An 18,621-nucleotide genomic window follows, 5' to 3' on the forward strand; every position below is an offset into this window, starting at 1 on the left:
AATTGGAAAGAGAAAGACTATGTCACATATTGAAATTGTTGCTGGTGGAACCCGGGCTCGAAAAGACACACTGCACGTTAGTGCCTTGGCTGATTTTGGTTACAACATTATTAACGACGAAGGTATTTTCGAGTTAAGTAATCCCCTTTTGGCTGAGCTACTTGGCGACAAGCGCACCCTGTTTGTGATCAGCCCAACCGTGTATGAAATCTATGGGCAAGCTATTAGTCAGTACATGGAAAAACACCTGCCAGCGCAGCAATATTTGTTGACTGTAACGCCTTCCACCGAAGTGAACAAAACCATGGATAGTGTGTTGGGAATTTGTGCTCAGGCTAAAGCGTTTAATCTGGACAGAGATGGCTGCTTTGTTGCCATTGGTGGCGGCATCATTATGGATATGGTGGGGTTTGCGGCGTCTATGTATCGTCGTGGCACCAAGTTCATCAAGATCGCCACCACTCTGGTGGGGCAGGTTGATGTGTCGGTTGGAGTGAAAACCGGCGTTAACTTCATGCAATCCAAGAATATGCTGGGAACCTATTACCCTGCCTATGCCACTATCAATGATCGCCTGTTTCTACACACACTTCCTGCGCGTGAACTGCGTTGTGGATTAGCCGAAGTCATCAAAATGGGCTTGGTGTGTGATGCCAATATCTTTGAGCAAATTGAAGACTATTACCTTAAGCATCCCAAAGGCAGTATCAAGCACATGGATTACAGCATCTTCGTGGCGGCCATGTTGCGCATGATCGAAGAGTTACAACCGAATTTGCTGGAGCTGGAGTTGGAACGCCTGGTGGATTTTGGTCATACCTTCAGTATGCGCTTTGAAACTCATACTGATCATCGCTTATTACATGGTGAGGCCGTGGCTATTGATATGGCGCTGTCGTGTGCCTTGTCTTACCTGAAAGGCCACATGAGCAAAGAGGATAGCGAGCGCGCCATTCGACTCATACAGCATTCCGACTTACCCATTTATGATGCCGAGTGTTGCCACGTTGACAGTATGCAAGCCTCGGTAGAAGAAGTCAGATTGCATCGCAATGCCGTTAATCTGGTTCTGCCAACGGATATTGGTGAAGGCATTTTCATTAAGGAACCGGAGGAGTTACCTGTTGAATTGCTACAACAGGCTATCGACATTGTGAAGTTGATTGATGCAGAAGGAAAAACTGAGGCAAGGCAAGCTGAGTTGGATATGGCTTAATGGTGTCGAACTGACCCGGAAATAAACCAAGATTCCGATGTGTGAAACATGTTGAAATTGCCATTCAGCACATTAATTTTTAGTAATTGTTAAAATTTTTTTAAAAAGATGACCAAATGGTCAATTCTAAGGGTTTATTTTTTACCGGAAAGTGCATATTATTTGCACTTATAATTGATTACTTTTTATTAATCAGGAGTAAAGATGCGATCATTAACCACCGATTCTTTGAGTAGTGCAATTTACGAATTGATTCAACAAGGTATGAAGATCACTGTCCCCAAGGTCAAAGATAAATTCCGGTCTTGGGCATTAAACGACAGTGCCAGCCACAGTATTCTTAAATTGGTTTCTTCTATTCCGGTGGAGAACAAGCAAAGTGAAGAGGCCATTGAAGCGCACATTAAGTCTTCTGAAGAGTGGAAGCAGTTGTTGGCTGATATTGCGAAAGAAGCGACTAATCGTTCTGCTTCCGCCACATTGAGCATTAGCGTGACAACGGCGGCTGTCACTAAAAGATAGCCTTAAGCGCTAGTTGATATTTTCCTGATTAATACCAATCAATATTGGTTAATATAACAGAGCCCCTTTCGGGGCTCGTTATCTATTCTTTTTTCTACTTCAGCTTTTATAGATCGCTGTTATCGATCAATAGAGCCCCAAAGCGTCTTGTTGCTTTTGTAAGGCTTTTATCAAATCTTTATTGTTGGCCTGATTATTCATTACCCAGACGCTAACGCCATGAGCGGGAACCGTGACTTTGATTTCAGGCGTATTTTGATCCACGATCAAGTGCTTCTTCGAAAACGCATCTAGCCACAAGCCATGACTTAATTTGTCTTTAATCACGAACTCTGCGTCTTTGTCGCCTTTGTTCAGCATGACCAACGCAGTCTGGTTTTGATAACCGTTTTGATAAACGCGATAGAAGCTGGCCTTGTCGCCTGTGAAGTCCAAATTGATTTGCAAGCCACGTTGTAGCGCAATGTTGTTTTTACGTACATGAGCAATACGGGTAAGGTTGTTTTGAACGGGGTGCTTTTTCGCTTGTTCAATACGTTCCTGACCAAAGTAATTACGGTTGCCTTCGTGCTCGTTTTTGCCTGTCATAAAGTTCATTTCTGAACCGTAGTAAATTACCGGAATGCCGCGTGCGGTGAACAACCAGTTGTTGGCATCAATAAAGCCTTCGTCGGTGGCGTTCATGCGCGTCATATCGTGGTTGTCGTAGAAGGTCATCAATTCATAAGGGTTTTGATAGACCTTATCGTCAAGGTGTAGATAGCTCAGAATCTCTGAATAATCGGTGCCTGGATTTTCAAATACCTTGGTAATGGCTTCTTTGCCGGGGAAGTCTAAAACACTAACGCCGCCATTTTCCGGGCGAGTATGTTCTGCAATAAATTCTGCATCGTAGGAAAAGCTTTCGCCGAAGATGAACATGTCAGGGTAATGCTTGCGTAAACGCCCTAACAGGTCTTTCCAGAAAAAGTGTGGAATTTCCTTGATGGTGTCTACACGAATGGCGTGTACGCCTTGCGCCAACCATTTCAAATAGGCTTTTTCAAAGTAGTCTACCACTGCCGGGTTGTTTTCATTTAAATCTGACAATTGCGCCAAACCGGTATGCTTGTTGTAAAAACGATGCAGTGGATTATTGTGATCCAGTTTTTCCGGATGGATATTTTGATGATCCGCAACAAGGTTGCCTTCACCATCATAAAGTTCACCAAACTTGGGTTGATCAACAGGCATGGAGTAAGACGGCGAACCGTGGTTGCCGACGATATCCAGTACAAAATTCAGATCATAATCTTCTTTTAAATGACGTGTGAAATCGGCAAAAGACAAGTCTTTGGAAGGGTAGTGTTCATCGACTTCAAAGAAGTTCACGCCCCAATAGCCGTGATAACCGGTTTTGCCGCCATCTTTGTAATATGCGCCGTAGGTGACTTCTTCACCGCCGCTGAAAGCTTCATCAGGGTTGTCAAAAGGTGGAGTGATCCATACCGAAGTAAAGCCCATATCTTTAATATACTGAGCATTGTTGAGCACGCCTTTAAAATCGCCCCCCATATAACCTACATTAGCTTCCTCACCGTTGGGGCCAATCAGCGGGCGGTTAAAGGTGTGATACTTCTCGCCGCCTTGGTCTTCGTGGTTATTGGATGGGTCGCCGTCGACAAAGCGGTCGGTCAACAAGAAGTAAACTTGCTCTGCGGCATAAGGATTGAGCGTGCCGTAGAATTCATTACTAAAGCTGTTGTTGTGTTTGCTGCTTGATGAGTCGGTGCTGGCACAGCCTGTTAATAGCGCTGTGGTCATACTGATAGAAGCGAGGAGCATGTTTCGGGTAAATGTCATAAATGAGTGCCCTTATTTGAATGATTCCGATGTTTGCGGGTATTAGGTGAATGCTCTTATTTTTATATTGGTGTTTTATCTATATTGAGCCTTTGGGTCGAATTTCCGAATTGTAGCTGCATGGAAATTTTTTCACATGCTATGCGTGCTCGACCTTTCTATTCAATAGACTGCATACGTATTCACATTCACTTTTTTGTTAAGTTTGGTAAACAATTCTATCGACAGAGAAATAATGTTTCCTACTTCAACTTCCCGATATTGTCTGATTGATTATGCAAAAAGTCGAGTTACTACAACAACGTTTACACGCCATTGCGGACTCTGTGCGTCAGCATCCAGATGGGTTAGCGCTTATAGGTTTAGGCTCCGTTGGTAAAGAGCTGGCACGAATGGATGAATATTCCGATCTGGATTTCTACGCCATCGTTAAAGAAGGAGCCAAGCCCGCCTTTGTGGATAATATCCATTGGCTGGAATCCATTGCGCCGGTGGCGTTTAAGTTTCGTAATACCGATGACGGTTACAAACTGCTTTATGAAGACGGTGTATTCTGCGAGTTTGGCGTTTATACCTTAAGCGAACTGAACAGCATTGGTTACAACGAAGGTCGAGTGATCTGGGCGGATGACTCCGTTCCTGTGGATATTGCCATTCCTAAAAATCCCCCCCATGCAACAGAAGAAAGCGTTGAGTTTTTACTGGGGGAATTACTGACGAACCTCTACGTAGGGCTTTGCCGTTATCAACGTGGTGAGAAGTGTTCAGCCATGCGCTTTGTGCAGGTGTATGCTATTGACCGATTGATCGCGCTTTTACCTTATATGCAAGAATCTCAGCCTGCTTTTGTCGATGGCTATTCGCCCGACCGTCGTATAGAACAACGTTTCCCACCATCACAAATCGATTTATCGCCTTTTATGCAAGGCTATGACAAATCCCCTGAATCGGCTAAAGCCTTGCTGGATTTTGTATCTCAGCATTTTGAAGTGAATGCGGCATTGAAGGGAGAGATATTGAGGTTGGTGTAGGAAAATCACTGAAATAAAAGATTTTGTTTTGGTTGATAAACTAACCTTAAGTTTTTGTGTGACATATATATCCTTATATGTGTGTTTAATAAATTTAGAATGTCTTATTTGTATAGGTTTGATAGATAAGTAAGTTAGTTAAAATTGCCTAACTGTGGAACCTGAATATTTATTCGATAGTTAAATATGGTACTCGTTATCGGGGGGCACTTCAGGTTATCGAATGGTAATGGCTGTTTTTAACTGAGTTGAATCAAACTTGGACAATGGTTATCTTGTGAAAAATGTGTCTGTCTAAATTTCGTTCATTTGTTAATGATTTTTTACTCTAATCTTTATGGTTTTATAATTGACCTAATTTTTATTTTGGCTAATATTGATGATGGTCGTTGTCAGGTTAATCTTCTTAATTGATGGTTTGTTAGTTTTTTGCACAATAAGGATAAAATAATAATGATATTTGTGTTTTGGTTGATTTTTGCAATTCTTGTTGGTTTCTATGCTTCTTCAAAGGGACGTTCAGGAATTGGATTTTTTATAATTGCCATTGTTTTATCACCATTGATTGGATTTATAATTGCTTTAATGATATCTCCAGTTAATGCTCAGATGGAAATGAATGCGATTGAATCGGGTGAAATGAAGAAATGCCCTAGTTGTGCTGAACTTGTCAAAGTTGAAGCGAAGTTGTGTAAGCATTGTCGCTCAGAACTCGCATAGCATGGCTAAACTGATCATTTCTCAAGAGTTTCCTCTTTTTCCAATAAAGAATTACCATTGCATTTATTGTTTGCAGGGCGAGATCCCACATATTTAATCAGGTTATTAAGTTTAAATATTGAGCTACTGTAACATCAAAGTAAGGAAAATAATGCTGAATACAGTGTGCGATTGAACAAGTTCTACACGCACTAAGGACTGAAACTTTAGATTATTATCCGTTGGTCAGTTATTGAACAAAGTGGAATCCCGCCCTGTATTGTTTGTCTCTGGATGCAAACCTTGCTCGGTTTGTATTTTTGATATTGGAAACCCTCATGAATCAAACGCATTTTCGCAAGTTGTCCCTTGTATGTGCTTTTCCTCTCTTTTTATCTGCATCTCTTTGGGCTGCTTCACCTGCTAAGCCTGTTGACGAGAAAGACAAGGTGATAAAGCCCGCGCCTTTTGTCAGTATTCCCACTCATGATGCGTTTTTTGATGCCATTAAACAGCATTGTGGTAAGGCTTATGAAGGTAAGGTGACGGTTGATAATCAGCCCAGTAAAACCTTCAGTGAGAACCGTTTGGTGATGCATGTGCGTAAATGCACGGATAAGGAGTTGCAGATCCCGTTTCATGTGGGTCAAGACGCTTCCCGTTCATGGATTATCACTAAAACGGGCTCGGGCTTGAGTTTGAAACATGACCATCGTCAGGCAAATGGTGAGTACGATAAATCAACCATGTATGGCGGTCATACTGTCGATGCCGGATGGGATGAAGTGCAGTCTTTCCCGGCGGATCAGTATTCAAAAGAGCTGTTCGTTGCTTCGGGAATTCCTCAATCTATCGGTAATACCTGGCAGATGTTTATTTATCCAGAAACCTTTAGTTATCGTTTGGTTCGAGAAGGTCGAGAGTTTCGTGTGGATTTTGATTTAACCAAGGCTGTTGCTGTACCCCCTGCGCCTTGGGGATATGCTGATAAGTAATGGTGTCGATGGAGATTGGCAGCGTAACTCGATGCCCCGAATGCAAGCAAAATGGCATTCGAGCTATTGATAAAAGCTTGATGCTGTTTCGCATTCCGGTTCGTTGTAGAGTGTGTGGGGCTCTATTCACTTTAGGTATTGGTGTTGGTTTTACGCTGATGCTAGCTATTAACGTCCTCTTTTGGTCTGCTATCTTCTTTTCGATTCATTTTTTAAGCGTGAAGTTATTATGGCTATTAACGGGAGCTGGATTACTCTTTCTTTGTGTTTTAATCCTGTATTTACCTATGAAGAAAGAATCCGCATTAAGGAAAAAAATGACGAGGAACTAGCACTAAATGAGTGCGAGCCACCCACAAAAATTTATATCAGACTCGCCGCCTCTTTCTGTTGCTGACTGATAGTTTGGAACAGCTATTTATCTTGAGTAAGCCTGTAGTTCTGGCTTTGGCTGATTTATTCCAACAATTTCATTTTTCAACAAAACTCTTTTTTGGCGCACTCGTCACTTTGTCCTACCATTAACTATTAATAAAGCAGAGCATGATCTCGATATTCGAGTTTCGTGAGTAGGAATCTGTCTGAACTACAGCTTGGGTAATAGGTGAATATGAAACTTGGTGCTTTCCGTTTTTTGAATGGTTCGAATAACGTAAAAGATTTAGTTGATTCAAAAGCAAAATTAGAGGCTATGGATAAGTCTTTGGCGATGATCGAGTTTAGTCCAGACGGCACAATTCTGTTAGCAAACGACAATTTTCTCAATGTAATGGGATATAAACTGCGTGAAATACAAGGTCAGCATCATAGTATTTTTGTTCCCGGTGCTCATGCAAGCAGTGAAGAATATAAAGGCTTTTGGGCAAAGCTAAATCGGGGGGAGTTTCATGCGGGGGAATTTCATCGTTTGGCTAAAGGGGGGAAGGATGTGTGGCTCAATGCGTCATACTGCCCAGTTTTTGATCCGGAAGGCAAACTGACAAAGGTGGTGAAGTTTGCCTCTGATGTTACCAAACAGAAGCTTCTAAACGTTGAGTTCGAAGCTCAAATCAAGGCTATTGGTCGCTCTCAATCCGTTATTTCTTTTAATCCTGACGGCACTATCTTGAATGCAAACGATAATTTTTTAAATGCCGTCGGCTATCCGCTCCAAGAAATAATTGGCAAGCATCATCGCTTGTTTGTGGCTGCTGAAGAACAACAGAGTCCAGAGTATAAAAGTTTCTGGCAGCAATTGGCTCAAGGGCAATTTTTGTCAGGTGAATTTAAGCGTATTGCCAAGGATGGACGGGAAATATGGCTTCAGGCTTCATACAATCCTATTTTCGATTTTAATGGCAAAGTCACCAAGGTCGTTAAGTACGCATCGGATATTACGCAACAGAAGGTGGTGGCAGCCGATTACTCTGGTCAAATTGACGCAATTAGTAAATCTCAAGCTGTTATTACATTTGATATGAATGGCAATATTCTTGATGCCAATGAGAACTTTTTGGCAACTATGGGATATTCTCTGGACGAAATTATAGGCAAGCATCACAGCATGTTTGCTATGCCCGGTGTCAAGGAAAGCACAGAATACAAGGATTTCTGGGCTAAATTAAACCGTGGCGAGTATGAATCCAGTGAGTTTAAACGGATGGGTAAAGGTGGCAAGGAAGTGTGGATTCAAGCTTCTTACAATCCTATTTTAGATCTGAGTGGCAAACCTTTTAAAGTGGTGAAATACGCCAGCGATATTACCGAACAAAAACTGAAATCTGCTGATTACGAAGGCCAGATTCACGCGATTGGCAAATCTCAGGCGGTTATCTCTTTTCAGATGGACGGTACAATTATTGATGCCAACCTGAACTTTCTTAACACAATGGGCTATACATTGGGAGAGGTTAAAGGTAAGCATCACAGCATGTTTGCTGAGGAAGCTCTAAAACATTCCCCTGAATATAGCGACTTTTGGCAGAGGCTGAATAACGGGGAATTCTTTTCTGGAGAATTTAAGCGAGTGGGGAAAGGGGGCAAAGAAGTCTGGATTCAGGCTTCCTACAATCCTATTTTAGATGCCAATGGCAAACCATTTAAGGTCGTCAAATATGCAACTGATGTGACTCGACAGAAGCTTCAGAGCGCGGATTATGGAGGCCAAGTTGCAGCAATAAGTAAGTCTCAAGCGGTTATTTCATTCAACCTTGATGGCACTATTTTGGATGCTAACGAAAACTTCTTGCACGCGCTTGGCTACAGGATTGAAGAAATTCGTGGTAAACATCATCGAATGTTTGTTGAACCCGGTTATCGCGAAAGTGCCGAATATAAAAAGTTTTGGGCGAAGTTAAATTGCGGGGAATTTCAGGCAGGAGAGTACAAACGTATTAGCAAGTCGGGGAATTATGTTTGGATACAAGCTTCCTATAACCCCATACTAAACGCTGATGGAAAGCCCTTTAAAGTGGTGAAATATGCAACCGATGTAACGGGGCGTGTTCATGCTGTGAATGCCGCGATGATTTCTCTGGAGAAGTTATCGCAGGGGGATTTGTCAGCGATGATCACAGATGATTTCATTCCTGAATTTCAGGCATTAAAGCAGTCTATTAATGCTACCTTTGAGAAGTTGCAACACATCGTCAGTAGTATTACCAATGCTGCGGCTCAAGTTGCTTCTGGAGCTTCACAAATTAGCCAGGGCAATGCTGATCTTAGCCGTAGAACAGAACAACAGGCGTCTTCGTTGGAAGAAACGGCTGCCAGTATGGAGCAAATGACGGCAAATGTGAAAAACAATGCAGAAAACAGCCGCTTAGCGAGCAAGTATTCAGTAGAAGCGAATCAGAAGGCTGAGGAAGGTGGCAACATTGTTAGAGCTGCCGTGGACAGCATGAATGCCATTAGTGCTTCCAGTAAGAAGATTAACGATATTATTGGCGTTATTGATGAACTGGCATTCCAAACCAACTTGTTGGCGTTAAATGCTGCTGTGGAAGCTGCAAGAGCGGGAGAACATGGACGAGGTTTTGCGGTCGTTGCATCTGAGGTACGAAGTCTGGCACAGCGTTCCGCTACTGCCGCCAAGGAAATTAAAGAGCTTATTAAAGATAGCGTAGGTAAAGTTGAAAGTGGTACCCGGTTGGTTCATCAATCTGGAGAAACGTTGGTTGAGATAGTTGAAGCGATGCGTCAGATAGCTGACATGATTGCCAACATTAATATATCTTCCTCTGAACAAGCGAGTGGCATTGGTGAGATAAATCAGGCTGTTTCGCAAATGGATACGATGACCCAACAAAATGCGGCGTTGGTAGAAGAAGCTACTTCTGCCAGTGAGTCTTTGGCCAATCAGGCTGGGGATATGCACGAACAACTGTCGTTCTTCAAACTATAATTTCAAACATCTTTAGTTGAAGAGCAGCATTAAAAAGAACGTCAATAAAAAACAGAGTGCGCCTGTAAGTATAGGTGCCCTCTGTTTTCCTCTAAAAGCTCAGGTTTGAGTTATCTATCCCGAACTTTAAATTTGCCAACCAATTCATTTAATTCCCTGGACATTGCACTAAGTTCATTAGCGTTAATCTCAAGAGAATCAGACGCTTGCGCGACTTCGCGAACAGATTGAGTGATGCCGTTGATGTTCTTATCAATGTTTTGCGAAGCGGTATGCTGAGCATTGGCTGCTCGGGCGATTTCATCAAGGCTGTGTCGGATCTCAATCACCGACTGGCTGATTTCCTTAAAGGACTGGTTAGCTTGAGCTGATTGTTCGGTCGCTTGCTTGGATTGCTCCATACTGGTGTCCATTTTGCCTGATACAAATCGGGTTTTACTGGTCAGGTTATTGAGCATGGACTCGATTTCTTCCGTTGCATCGTGAGAACGTTGTGCTAACGTTCGTACTTCATCTGCAACCACTGCAAACCCGCGACCTTGTTCACCGGCTCTTGCGGCTTCAATGGCTGCGTTGAGCGCTAGCAGGTTGGTTTGTTCTGCAATGCCACGAATAACGCCAAGAATGTTGGTGATGTTGTTACTTTCGCTTTCCAGTTCTTGCATGGCAAAGGCTGATTCAGTCATGGTGTCAGACAATTTGCTTACTTCCTTCACCATGTTACTGATAACGTTAGAGCCTTCTTGAGCCGAGGTTTCTGTATTCGTGACCATGGCTAAAGTCGCACGGCAGTTCTCTGCGACATCGCTGGCAGTTTGAGCCATTTCTGCGATGCTTTTAACCGAGTCATCAATAACGTCTTCCTGTTGGTGACTGGTGGTTTTGATTTGCTCAACAATACTGCCTATTTGGGCTGACTTGTCGTCCAATAACTGTGAATCGGTTTTGATGTCGAGTACCAGGTCATTAATGGAATTCAGGAATTGATTAAACCAGTTTGCCAGCATGCCGGTTTCGTCTGCACTGTTCACATCCAGACGCTGTGTCAGGTCGCCTTTACCTCGCGCGATATCTTTTAAGCCTGCCGACACCTTGGCGATAGGCGCAACCAAACGCTTACTCATGAAAATGCCTAAACCTACAAACACGCCAACCATGATTAACGCGATGACGGTAATCAAGCCGCTCATTTCATAGGCGGGTTGCATGATCTCGCTTTCGTCGATGACACCAACGAAAAACCATCCTAGCTCCTGTGAACGATAAGTGGTGACTTCAACATCTTTGCTATTATGTGAGGTTGAAAAGCTGGTTGTGCGCTTTGCTGAAATGCTTTGGCTCAACTCTTTAAACAATGGAGAGTTAACTTCGTTTAGTTTTTTGAAGTTATTGGATGGTGTTTTGGGATCCGCAAGAATGGTTCCTGCTTCATCGATAAGAATTAAATAACCAGTTTCGCCAAGCTTAATCGACTGTAACAGGTCGGTGAGTGTGGTTAACGATACGTCCAGACCTTGCACCCCAACAGTAGCACCAGAAAGGTTGGTGATAGGGTACATGACCGATACCATTGGGCCGCCTGTTACACCTTGGTAGGCCTCTGTAATACCGGCTTTCCCTGGGTTTTCCATCGCTTGCTTGTACCAGGGGCGTTTGCGAGGGTCGTAGCCACCAATCTCTTCAATGGGATATTGAATAAAACCGCCAGTTTCTGAACCCAGATAAACATTGAGCAGTTCTTTGTGAGACTGGCTGAATAAACCATAAAATTCAAATATGGCTGCTTCTTTGGGATGGTTATTCACCGGATCCATAATCCGAGCTTCACCCATGTAAGTGCTGGTTTCGGGAGGAACTTGTTTTACTGTGGGGTGCTTTGCCAGATATTCGGCGTTGGCTTTGACCTGATCGAAGAACAGCTTAAACCCGTTATCCACCTGACGAATTTCGTTTTGTGTTTTATAAACAAAGTTTTCCAAAGACTGGGAAGTGCTTTTGGAAATACTCACGCCGGCAATAATGACTGTAGGTATGATTACCGCAACCGCAATAGCGGATATAAGTTTGTGCTGCATTCTCATAGGAGTACTCTTGTTACAACGTTACTCTGGATGGCGATTCTGAACAGTGCAGACTGCATGTTTGACTGTTCCCTGAGAATAAGCCACTACTCATTTCAATGTCTCAAATTGCCATCGCAAGTTCAAAAAGTGAACCGAGATTACAATTTGATACAAATTAATGGATCGCTTTTTCACAGTCAAGTGAGTCAGTATCTGCCTAATTTCTAAAGTATTTTACAGGATATTTTGAGGAAATGAACAAAACGTGGTGAAATCGTTTTACCGCATAGAGAGCCTCTTTTGTCATGCCTTTGTCATACCCGTCAATCTCTTTATATTAAGTGGTACAATGAGTCGTTTGACCTGAGAAGTGTGGCTCAGAAGATTAAATTGGGATAATTCTCGTAGAATCTCCCGGTTTCCCTGTTTAACGAAATTAAGGGGTTGTCTGGTGCGAGGCGAGCCCGGGTAGTTCGTTAGCTCAGATATCTTGCTAACGATAATAAATAGTGAAACCCGGTGAATTGCCGCTTGTTTGTCTCGCTGTTTAAAGGCAGGGCGATGAGCGTAAAGTGATGAACAATTGGCAACCGATTTTATGCTGAAGATTTCCCTTCGGGTTCTCTGCTAGTTAACCCCGTTATCGCTATTTTATTTTTTGTTTGGAATTTAGAATGACCCGAGTTGTGATAAGTGGTTCAGGACTATGGACGCCGGAACACAGCATTAGTAATGAAGAATTAGTTGATTGTTATAATGCCTATGCAGATAAGTTTAACAATGAAAATGCGGCTGCCATTGAAGCGGGAGAGGTAGAAGCCAAACCTCATTCGAGTGCCGAGTTTATTCAGAAAGCATCAGGTATTAAGAGTCGATTTGTGTACACCCGAGAAGGGGTACTGGATATCGATAGAATGTGCCCCATCATCGAAGAACGGGGTGAAGATGAATTGTCTAATCAGGCGGAAATTGCTGTTTACGCAGCGAAGAAAGCCTTGGCTTCCGCTCATTTGGAAGCGTCTGATATTGACGCCATCATTGTGGCTTGTGCCTATACACAGCGCGCTTATCCTGCTATTGCCATTGAAGTGCAACAGGAACTGGGTATTAAAGGCGTTGCTTACGATATGTTGGGGGCGTGCTCTGCGGCAACCTTTGGCTTGCGTAATGCCCATGACATGGTTAAAGCCGGTAGTGCCAAAAGGGTAATGGTTATTAACCCGGAATTGGTCACGCCTCAAATTAATTATCGTAGCCGCGACAGCCATTTTATCTTTGGTGATGTTGCCGTTGCGACCATTGTGGAATCCATTGATACGGTGAAAACCCGTGTGATGTACGAAGTGCTAAGCACGGCTTCTGAAACTTTATTTTCCAGTAATATTCGTAGTAATTTCAGCTACATGAGCCGTGCCAATAGCGTTGATCCTTTTGGTGAAGACAAGCTGTTTCATCAGGAAGGGCGCAAGGTATTTAAAGAGCTATGCCCTATGGTGGTTGATCATATCAGCGACCATATTGGCAAGTTTCAAATGCAACCCACCGATATTAAACGTTGGTGGTTGCATCAGGCCAATAGCAATATGAATTCCTTTGTGGCTAAAAAGCTACTAGGGCGCGATCCTGGCTTGAATGAAGCGCCTGTGATTTTGGATACCTACGCCAATACCGCGTCTGCCGGATCATTGATCGCATTTAATTTGTATCACTATGATTTGGAAGACGGTGACTTGGGGCTGCTTAGCTCATTCGGCGCTGGTTACTCTATTGCCAGTTTGCTATTGAAGAAGATTATTAATGAATAGCTCATTCTATTTTTTGGCAAGGGCTTTTGATAAGAGCTAATGACAAAAACGTTGAAACGGGAACTTAGGTTCTCGTTTTTGTTTATATGACGAAGCCTTGTGTCTAAAAAATGTTCAGTTCTAACACAAAATGTTTGTGTAATTTTGCATCCTCTCAAGCTAGCCGTTAGAATCTCACACAATTTTTTTCAGAACCAATTTTAAAGAGCAAAACCTATGGGTAGAAGTTTTGAAGTGCGCAAGGTTGCGATGGCAAAAACCGCTGCTGTCAAAACCAAAGTGTATTCCAAGTACGGAAAAGAGATTTATGTTTGTGCCAAAAATGGTGGTGCAGACCCTGATACCAACTTGTCCTTACGTCGTTTGATGGATAAAGCCAAGAAAGATCAGGTTCCCAGTCACGTTATCGAAAAAGCCATTGAGAAGGCGGAAGGCGGTGCAGGCGAAGATTTCTCAACAGCTCGTTATGAGGGCTTTGGCCCGGGTAACTGCATGGTGATCGTTGATTGCTTAACTGACAACAACAACCGTACTATTACCGATGTACGTAACTGCTTCACCAAAACCAACTCTAAAATTGGTGCGCCGGGCGCGGTTTCTCACATGTTTGATCATCAAGCCGTATTTGCATTTGCTGGTGATGATGAAGATTCAGTATTGGAAGCATTGATGGAAGCGGATGTTGATGTAACAGACGTGGAAGTGGAAGACGGTCTTGTTACTGTGTTTGCTCCTCATACAGAGTTTTACAAGGTTAAAAACGCATTAACTGATGCGTTTGAAGGCATTAAGTTTGAAGTGGAAGAAATCACTTTCGTACCTCAAACCCACATCGACCTTACCGAAGAAGATATGCCCATGTTCGAGAAGTTCATGACTATGTTGGAAGACTGCGACGACGTACAAAACGTTTATCATAACGCGGTTGTTCCTGAGTAATACCCAAGTCATGCCAGAGTAATATTATTAGGGGCTGTTGCTCACCAAAGAGCAACACGTCCTAATATATTAATGGTGGAATGAGGCTTGATAAATCCGTGAAAATTCTGTGATTAACCAAACACCTCTTGCCTGAGCCAGAATGCTGTTCGTTAAGCATCATGCTTTGGGTTATTCTTCCTCATCCATTTTCTTTATGGTGTTGCCCCACACATTCTGACCGTCAATTGATACTCTGTGCGCCTGTGGCTGATTAAACGACTCTTGGTTAGACCATTTAACCCGGATCTTGTTGCCAGACACAACACTCCCATTTAACGCTTCAATTGCTACATTAACATCATCATTATGTGACATTTCGACAAACCCAAATCCTTTTGACCCTCCTGTTTCCTTATCAAGTACCAATGTGCATGACGCTACGTCACCAAAGGCTTGAAATAGTACCCTCAATTCATTTTCGGTTATCGTTCTGGGTAGATTTCGAATTAATATGCTCATTATTTATCCAATAAATAAAATCTCGCGTCACTATAACACTGGTTTCTTCTAATGCGTAACGTTGAACATATGTGCCTGGCAATTTTTCGATATGTCTAACTGACATTGAATAATCATTCCATGTGTCAAATTGTAACCAAGGCAACTTATTTGGGCTTTAAGTCTAAAATACTATAGGTTAACGCCGAAGTTAGCAGTGAGTGTATGATGAAAAACGTGAAAAACATATGAGGTATTTATGAAAAAGTTAATTACAGTTTTGATATTTACAATCCTTAACCAGACTTCATTTGCTCAAACCTGTCCGTCGATGTGTGGTAATGGTACGGTCGTTGGTGAATTTACACCAAACAGCGCTCTTTCGGGAGGTTCAAATGTTTTTATGGGAGCCTATGCTGGAAGCAGTACCACAACGGGTTCCAGTAATACGTTTGTTGGGCAATTAGCGGGTTATCGTAACCAGGCAGGAAACCGTTATAAGGCTTTGTTTTTTTCGCCCGCTGAACAGGCTTACGACGTTAACTTTTAGCTGACATAACCGTTTGAATATCACCATATGCAATAATTTGTGACGACTTTTCATACCTGTTTTCCCTTGTTTTATGTCCACGGGACAACTAACCTTCATTCCCTTTGGCACTGCAATCATCTCAGGACTTTATGCAAACCTTTACCCGGACATTAATTAATCTAGATATCCTGAATCAGGATTTGCAGGACATTGAGCACCGGGAAGCTAAACAGATTTCTTCCGAATATCAAAAGCTATTAGTTCAATATTTAGAAGAGTGTCAAAGTTTGCTGGCTTTGGCTAATTCAATGAATGAGCATGAGTTTTCAGAAATTGTCGCGGCATCGGGCACCTGTGATCATATCAGTAGCAAGCGTATGTTAGGTGTTCAGATTAAATTGATGCAGTATGTGTTGGACTTTTATTCTGCCAGTGCAAAAATTAAACAGTTGCAGGCTAATGAGTTCGATAGCAAGGCCGACAAGCGCCTGGATTTGCTGCAAACCAAAGCGGTAAAAGCGCGATCTCAATTCAAGACGGTTGCTAAAGCGATGGGTAAAGTGGATTTGCAGGAATTCGCTCGGATTATGGGGTTGCCTAAAGTGGATTGGAGTTGGGAAGCGCTCGCCGTCAGTTAGATAAATAACCCCATATATGGGGTTAAATCGTTAGAGCGTTAGCTGGATTTACGGGCTACTGCGTTAAAACTATCAATCAATTCGTCCCAAATGCTTACGGGAATGGTATGTCCCATGCCTTTAATAATCTTAAGCTCTGAATCCGGGATGGCTTCTGCGGTTTTAATGCCGTTAATCACAGGAACCAGTGGGTCGGCATCACCGTGAACAACAAGGCTGGGAATGTCTAATTGTTGTAATTGAGGTGTTCTGTCGGGAGCTACCATTATCGCGCCAAGTTGACGCATTATTCCCGATGCGCTAACGCCTCGTTGTAGAGCCGTTAAAATCATATTGCGCATGCGCTCTTCTTCGAAGGGAAAGTGCTTGCCATGTAGAACCTTCCACATCGCTAATGCTTGCTTAATGTATTGTTCTTGACTTTTTGACCTAGGCCTCAAAACTGTGAATGCCACTTTTAATTTTGGTTTCATCAGCTTTTTGTCACCGGGAGATGACATGATTGAGGTGAGGGACAACACGCGATCGGGATGCTGAATTGCCATGATTTGCGCAATCATTCCACCCATTGATACTCCAATGATATGAGCCGCCGGAATATTTAGGCTATCTAGCAAAGCAACGGCATCATTTGCCATATCATCCAGTAGATATGGTGCGTTGATTGGTGCTTTAAAGTAATGGTGGGTTGCCATATTCAGTAAACCAGGAGTCGGTTTACTGTGCAGATAATCGCTACGACCAATATCTCTATTGTCGAAGCGGATCACCCAATATCCTTGCGCGGCAAGCTTGCGACAAAAAGCTTCATCCCAATGCACTAATTGAGTCGCCAGCCCCATGATCAGCAATACTGGCGGGTTGCGCTTGTCGCCAAAACTGTCGGCGGCAATGTGCAATCCGTTACATTGAAAACGTTGTTCCGGGTGGTAGATTACATCACTCATCATCATTTATGGGCAGATGTTCTGACAAGTCTTCAGCGATGCTCTTCTGTCGTCCTTTTTCATGTAATTTGCTTAGTGCCGCCGCTTCCAGTTCATTAGCCGATTCCCGAATATAGCGGGTGAATTTATCCATATCGGACATGATATTGGTGGCGGATGTCGGGCTGATAGACAGCGTGCCATTGTAACTCAGTACCGGGATCATCAAGGCCATGCCGTCAATAATGGGCGCTGTACCCATGTTAACGTGTAGCTTATGCCCAGCCATATATAGTGGCACTTGAGGCCCGGGGACATTGGTGATCACCATATTGAAAATTGGCTTATGCTTTTCACTGATATTCGCTCGGCTGTACATGCGTGCTGCCACACCCGCTAAGCCAAAAGGGATGAGCTCGGCATATTCCACCAAGCTTTTGGCATCAATGGCGTCCTGATACAGCTTACCAATAATGCTGTTTAGATGAATTCTGGCGAGGCGTTCCAATGGCGCATCAACATCAGTAGCGAGTTGTACGAACATGGCTGATATTTGATTTCCCATGCTCTGTTTGTCTTCACTGCCGCGAGTTGAAATAGGAACCATCGCAACCAGTGACTCCTTGGGGAGCTCATCTTTTTCTTGCAAGTATTTGCGTACTGCACCAGCAATAATGCTTAAGACCACATCATTAAGCGTTGTGTCGGGCACAGCTTTACGGATGTGTTTGACTCGTTGTAAATCCAGAATGGCGCTGTTCCAGGTGCGTTCAGCACTAACCGCTTGATTAAAACGAGTGCGTGGCGCACTAAATGGTAAGGTTGGCATATCAATGCCATAGACTTTTGATAAATACCCGGTTTTAAGCGTGGCTTTACCCGTATCCCACAATAAGCCTGGCAGTTTGGTACTGCGGCTCATCAGGTTTAGCGCGCTCTTGGTCAGCAGATTCAAGGTGCTGGGCATCTCTTCTTCATATTGCTGTGCTGATGGATTTGGCGCTTTGACTTTTCTTGGTTTTGGCGACAAGTCATACAACATACTCATCATGGCTTCCCCCGATTTGCCATCGAAAGCAGCATGGTGAACACGGCTGATCAGTGCCACTGAACCTTTGGGAACCTGGGTAATATCATCAATGCCTTCAACGAAGGTAAAATGCCATAAAGGACGATCCTGATTCAGGTGCTGGGAAAACATATGTGAGGCTAAATAGCGTAGTTCTTTCCACCCGCCGGGATTAGGCAATGCCGTGCGATGCAGATGAAAGTTAATATCAAAATCCGCATCGTTGACCCAGTAAGGCCGGTCGATATTTAAGGGCGAAAATGCCAGCTTTTGTGTTAGCCGTTCAACCAGATGGATGCGTTCTTCAATAAAGGATTTGAATTCTTCAAACTGCAGGGTGCCTTCGATTATTGCCACACTGCCGATATGCATGGGAACCTTGTTGGTTTCCAGAAATAGAAAAGATGCGTCTAACCCTGATAACGCTTGCATCTACAAATGCCTCTAGTTCAGGTAATAGTGAAGTTCTTTATACTAGGACG

The 18,621-nt window shown here is 43.2% G+C and carries 15 protein-coding genes; 10 read left to right on the plus strand and 5 right to left on the minus strand.

All coding sequences use genetic code 11. From position 1 onward, the window contains the following. Positions 1-19 precede the first annotated feature (19 nt). The gene (locus KIH87_RS05090) at positions 20-1,216 is read left to right on the plus strand and encodes a sedoheptulose 7-phosphate cyclase (RefSeq protein WP_232360458.1); all 1,197 of its coding nucleotides are present in this window, start codon (positions 20-22) and stop codon (positions 1,214-1,216) included. A gap of 204 nt (positions 1,217-1,420) precedes the next feature. Continuing rightward, positions 1,421-1,738 (plus strand): hypothetical protein, encoded by a 318-nt coding sequence (locus KIH87_RS05095; protein ID WP_232360459.1) that lies wholly within the window; start codon positions 1,421-1,423, stop codon positions 1,736-1,738. A gap of 126 nt (positions 1,739-1,864) precedes the next feature. On the opposite strand, the gene KIH87_RS05100 is transcribed toward KIH87_RS05095, so the two are convergent. Further along, positions 1,865-3,580, minus strand: coding sequence for an alpha-amylase family glycosyl hydrolase (locus KIH87_RS05100; protein WP_232360460.1), 1,716 nt, complete (start codon positions 3,578-3,580; stop codon positions 1,865-1,867). Positions 3,581-3,855: 275 nt separating this feature from the next. On the opposite strand from KIH87_RS05100, the gene KIH87_RS05105 reads away from it, so the two are divergent. The 4 genes from KIH87_RS05105 to KIH87_RS05120 all read left to right on the plus strand — a co-directional run bounded on the left by KIH87_RS05105 (position 3,856) and on the right by KIH87_RS05120 (position 9,687). Next, on the plus strand, positions 3,856-4,611 hold the full coding sequence (locus KIH87_RS05105; protein ID WP_232360461.1) for a hypothetical protein: 756 nt from the start codon (positions 3,856-3,858) through the stop codon (positions 4,609-4,611). A 453-nt stretch (positions 4,612-5,064) separates the two neighbouring features. Further along, positions 5,065-5,331, plus strand: coding sequence for a zinc ribbon domain-containing protein (locus KIH87_RS05110; RefSeq protein WP_232360462.1), 267 nt, complete (start codon positions 5,065-5,067; stop codon positions 5,329-5,331). Between the two features lie 317 nt (positions 5,332-5,648). Beyond that, positions 5,649-6,305, plus strand: coding sequence for a hypothetical protein (locus tag KIH87_RS05115; protein WP_232360463.1), 657 nt, complete (start codon positions 5,649-5,651; stop codon positions 6,303-6,305). A gap of 610 nt (positions 6,306-6,915) precedes the next feature. Then, on the plus strand, positions 6,916-9,687 hold the full coding sequence (locus tag KIH87_RS05120; RefSeq protein ID WP_232361431.1) for a methyl-accepting chemotaxis protein: 2,772 nt from the start codon (positions 6,916-6,918) through the stop codon (positions 9,685-9,687). A gap of 110 nt (positions 9,688-9,797) precedes the next feature. Here KIH87_RS05120 and KIH87_RS05125 read toward each other — a convergent pair whose 3' ends face one another. Then, positions 9,798-11,762 carry a methyl-accepting chemotaxis protein gene (locus tag KIH87_RS05125; protein WP_232360464.1) on the minus strand — a complete coding sequence of 655 codons (1,965 nt, stop codon included), beginning with the start codon at positions 11,760-11,762 and terminating at the stop codon, positions 9,798-9,800. Between the two features lie 662 nt (positions 11,763-12,424). Between KIH87_RS05125 and KIH87_RS05130 the strand changes: the two genes are divergently transcribed. Together KIH87_RS05130 and KIH87_RS05135 are read left to right on the plus strand one after the other, a co-directional pair. Beyond that, the gene (locus tag KIH87_RS05130) at positions 12,425-13,555 is read left to right on the plus strand and encodes a beta-ketoacyl-ACP synthase III (RefSeq protein WP_232360465.1); all 1,131 of its coding nucleotides are present in this window, start codon (positions 12,425-12,427) and stop codon (positions 13,553-13,555) included. A gap of 216 nt (positions 13,556-13,771) precedes the next feature. Then, positions 13,772-14,494 carry a YebC/PmpR family DNA-binding transcriptional regulator gene (locus tag KIH87_RS05135; protein WP_232360466.1) on the plus strand — a complete coding sequence of 241 codons (723 nt, stop codon included), beginning with the start codon at positions 13,772-13,774 and terminating at the stop codon, positions 14,492-14,494. A 171-nt stretch (positions 14,495-14,665) separates the two neighbouring features. On the opposite strand, the gene KIH87_RS05140 is transcribed toward KIH87_RS05135, so the two are convergent. Next, positions 14,666-14,995, minus strand: coding sequence for an RNA recognition motif domain-containing protein (locus KIH87_RS05140; RefSeq protein ID WP_232360467.1), 330 nt, complete (start codon positions 14,993-14,995; stop codon positions 14,666-14,668). A 238-nt stretch (positions 14,996-15,233) separates the two neighbouring features. Between KIH87_RS05140 and KIH87_RS05145 the strand changes: the two genes are divergently transcribed. Beyond that, positions 15,234-15,524, plus strand: a complete 291-nt coding sequence (locus tag KIH87_RS05145; protein WP_232360468.1) for a hypothetical protein — start codon at positions 15,234-15,236, stop codon at positions 15,522-15,524. Between the two features lie 104 nt (positions 15,525-15,628). After that, entirely contained in the window at positions 15,629-16,144 is a 516-nt protein-coding gene (locus KIH87_RS05150) for a hypothetical protein (RefSeq protein ID WP_232360469.1), read from the plus strand. A 38-nt stretch (positions 16,145-16,182) separates the two neighbouring features. On the opposite strand, the gene KIH87_RS05155 is transcribed toward KIH87_RS05150, so the two are convergent. Beyond that, complete coding sequence (locus KIH87_RS05155; RefSeq protein ID WP_232360470.1) at positions 16,183-17,097, minus strand: alpha/beta fold hydrolase; 915 nt, start codon at positions 17,095-17,097, stop codon at positions 16,183-16,185. Beyond that, positions 17,084-18,571, minus strand: coding sequence for a WS/DGAT/MGAT family O-acyltransferase (locus tag KIH87_RS05160; protein WP_232360471.1), 1,488 nt, complete (start codon positions 18,569-18,571; stop codon positions 17,084-17,086). The genes KIH87_RS05155 and KIH87_RS05160 overlap by 14 nt, the downstream gene beginning before the upstream one ends. Positions 18,572-18,621 lie beyond the last annotated feature (50 nt).

This window comes from Paraneptunicella aestuarii (assembly GCF_019900845.1).
Classification (GTDB): Bacteria; Pseudomonadota; Gammaproteobacteria; order Enterobacterales; family Alteromonadaceae; genus Paraneptunicella; species Paraneptunicella aestuarii.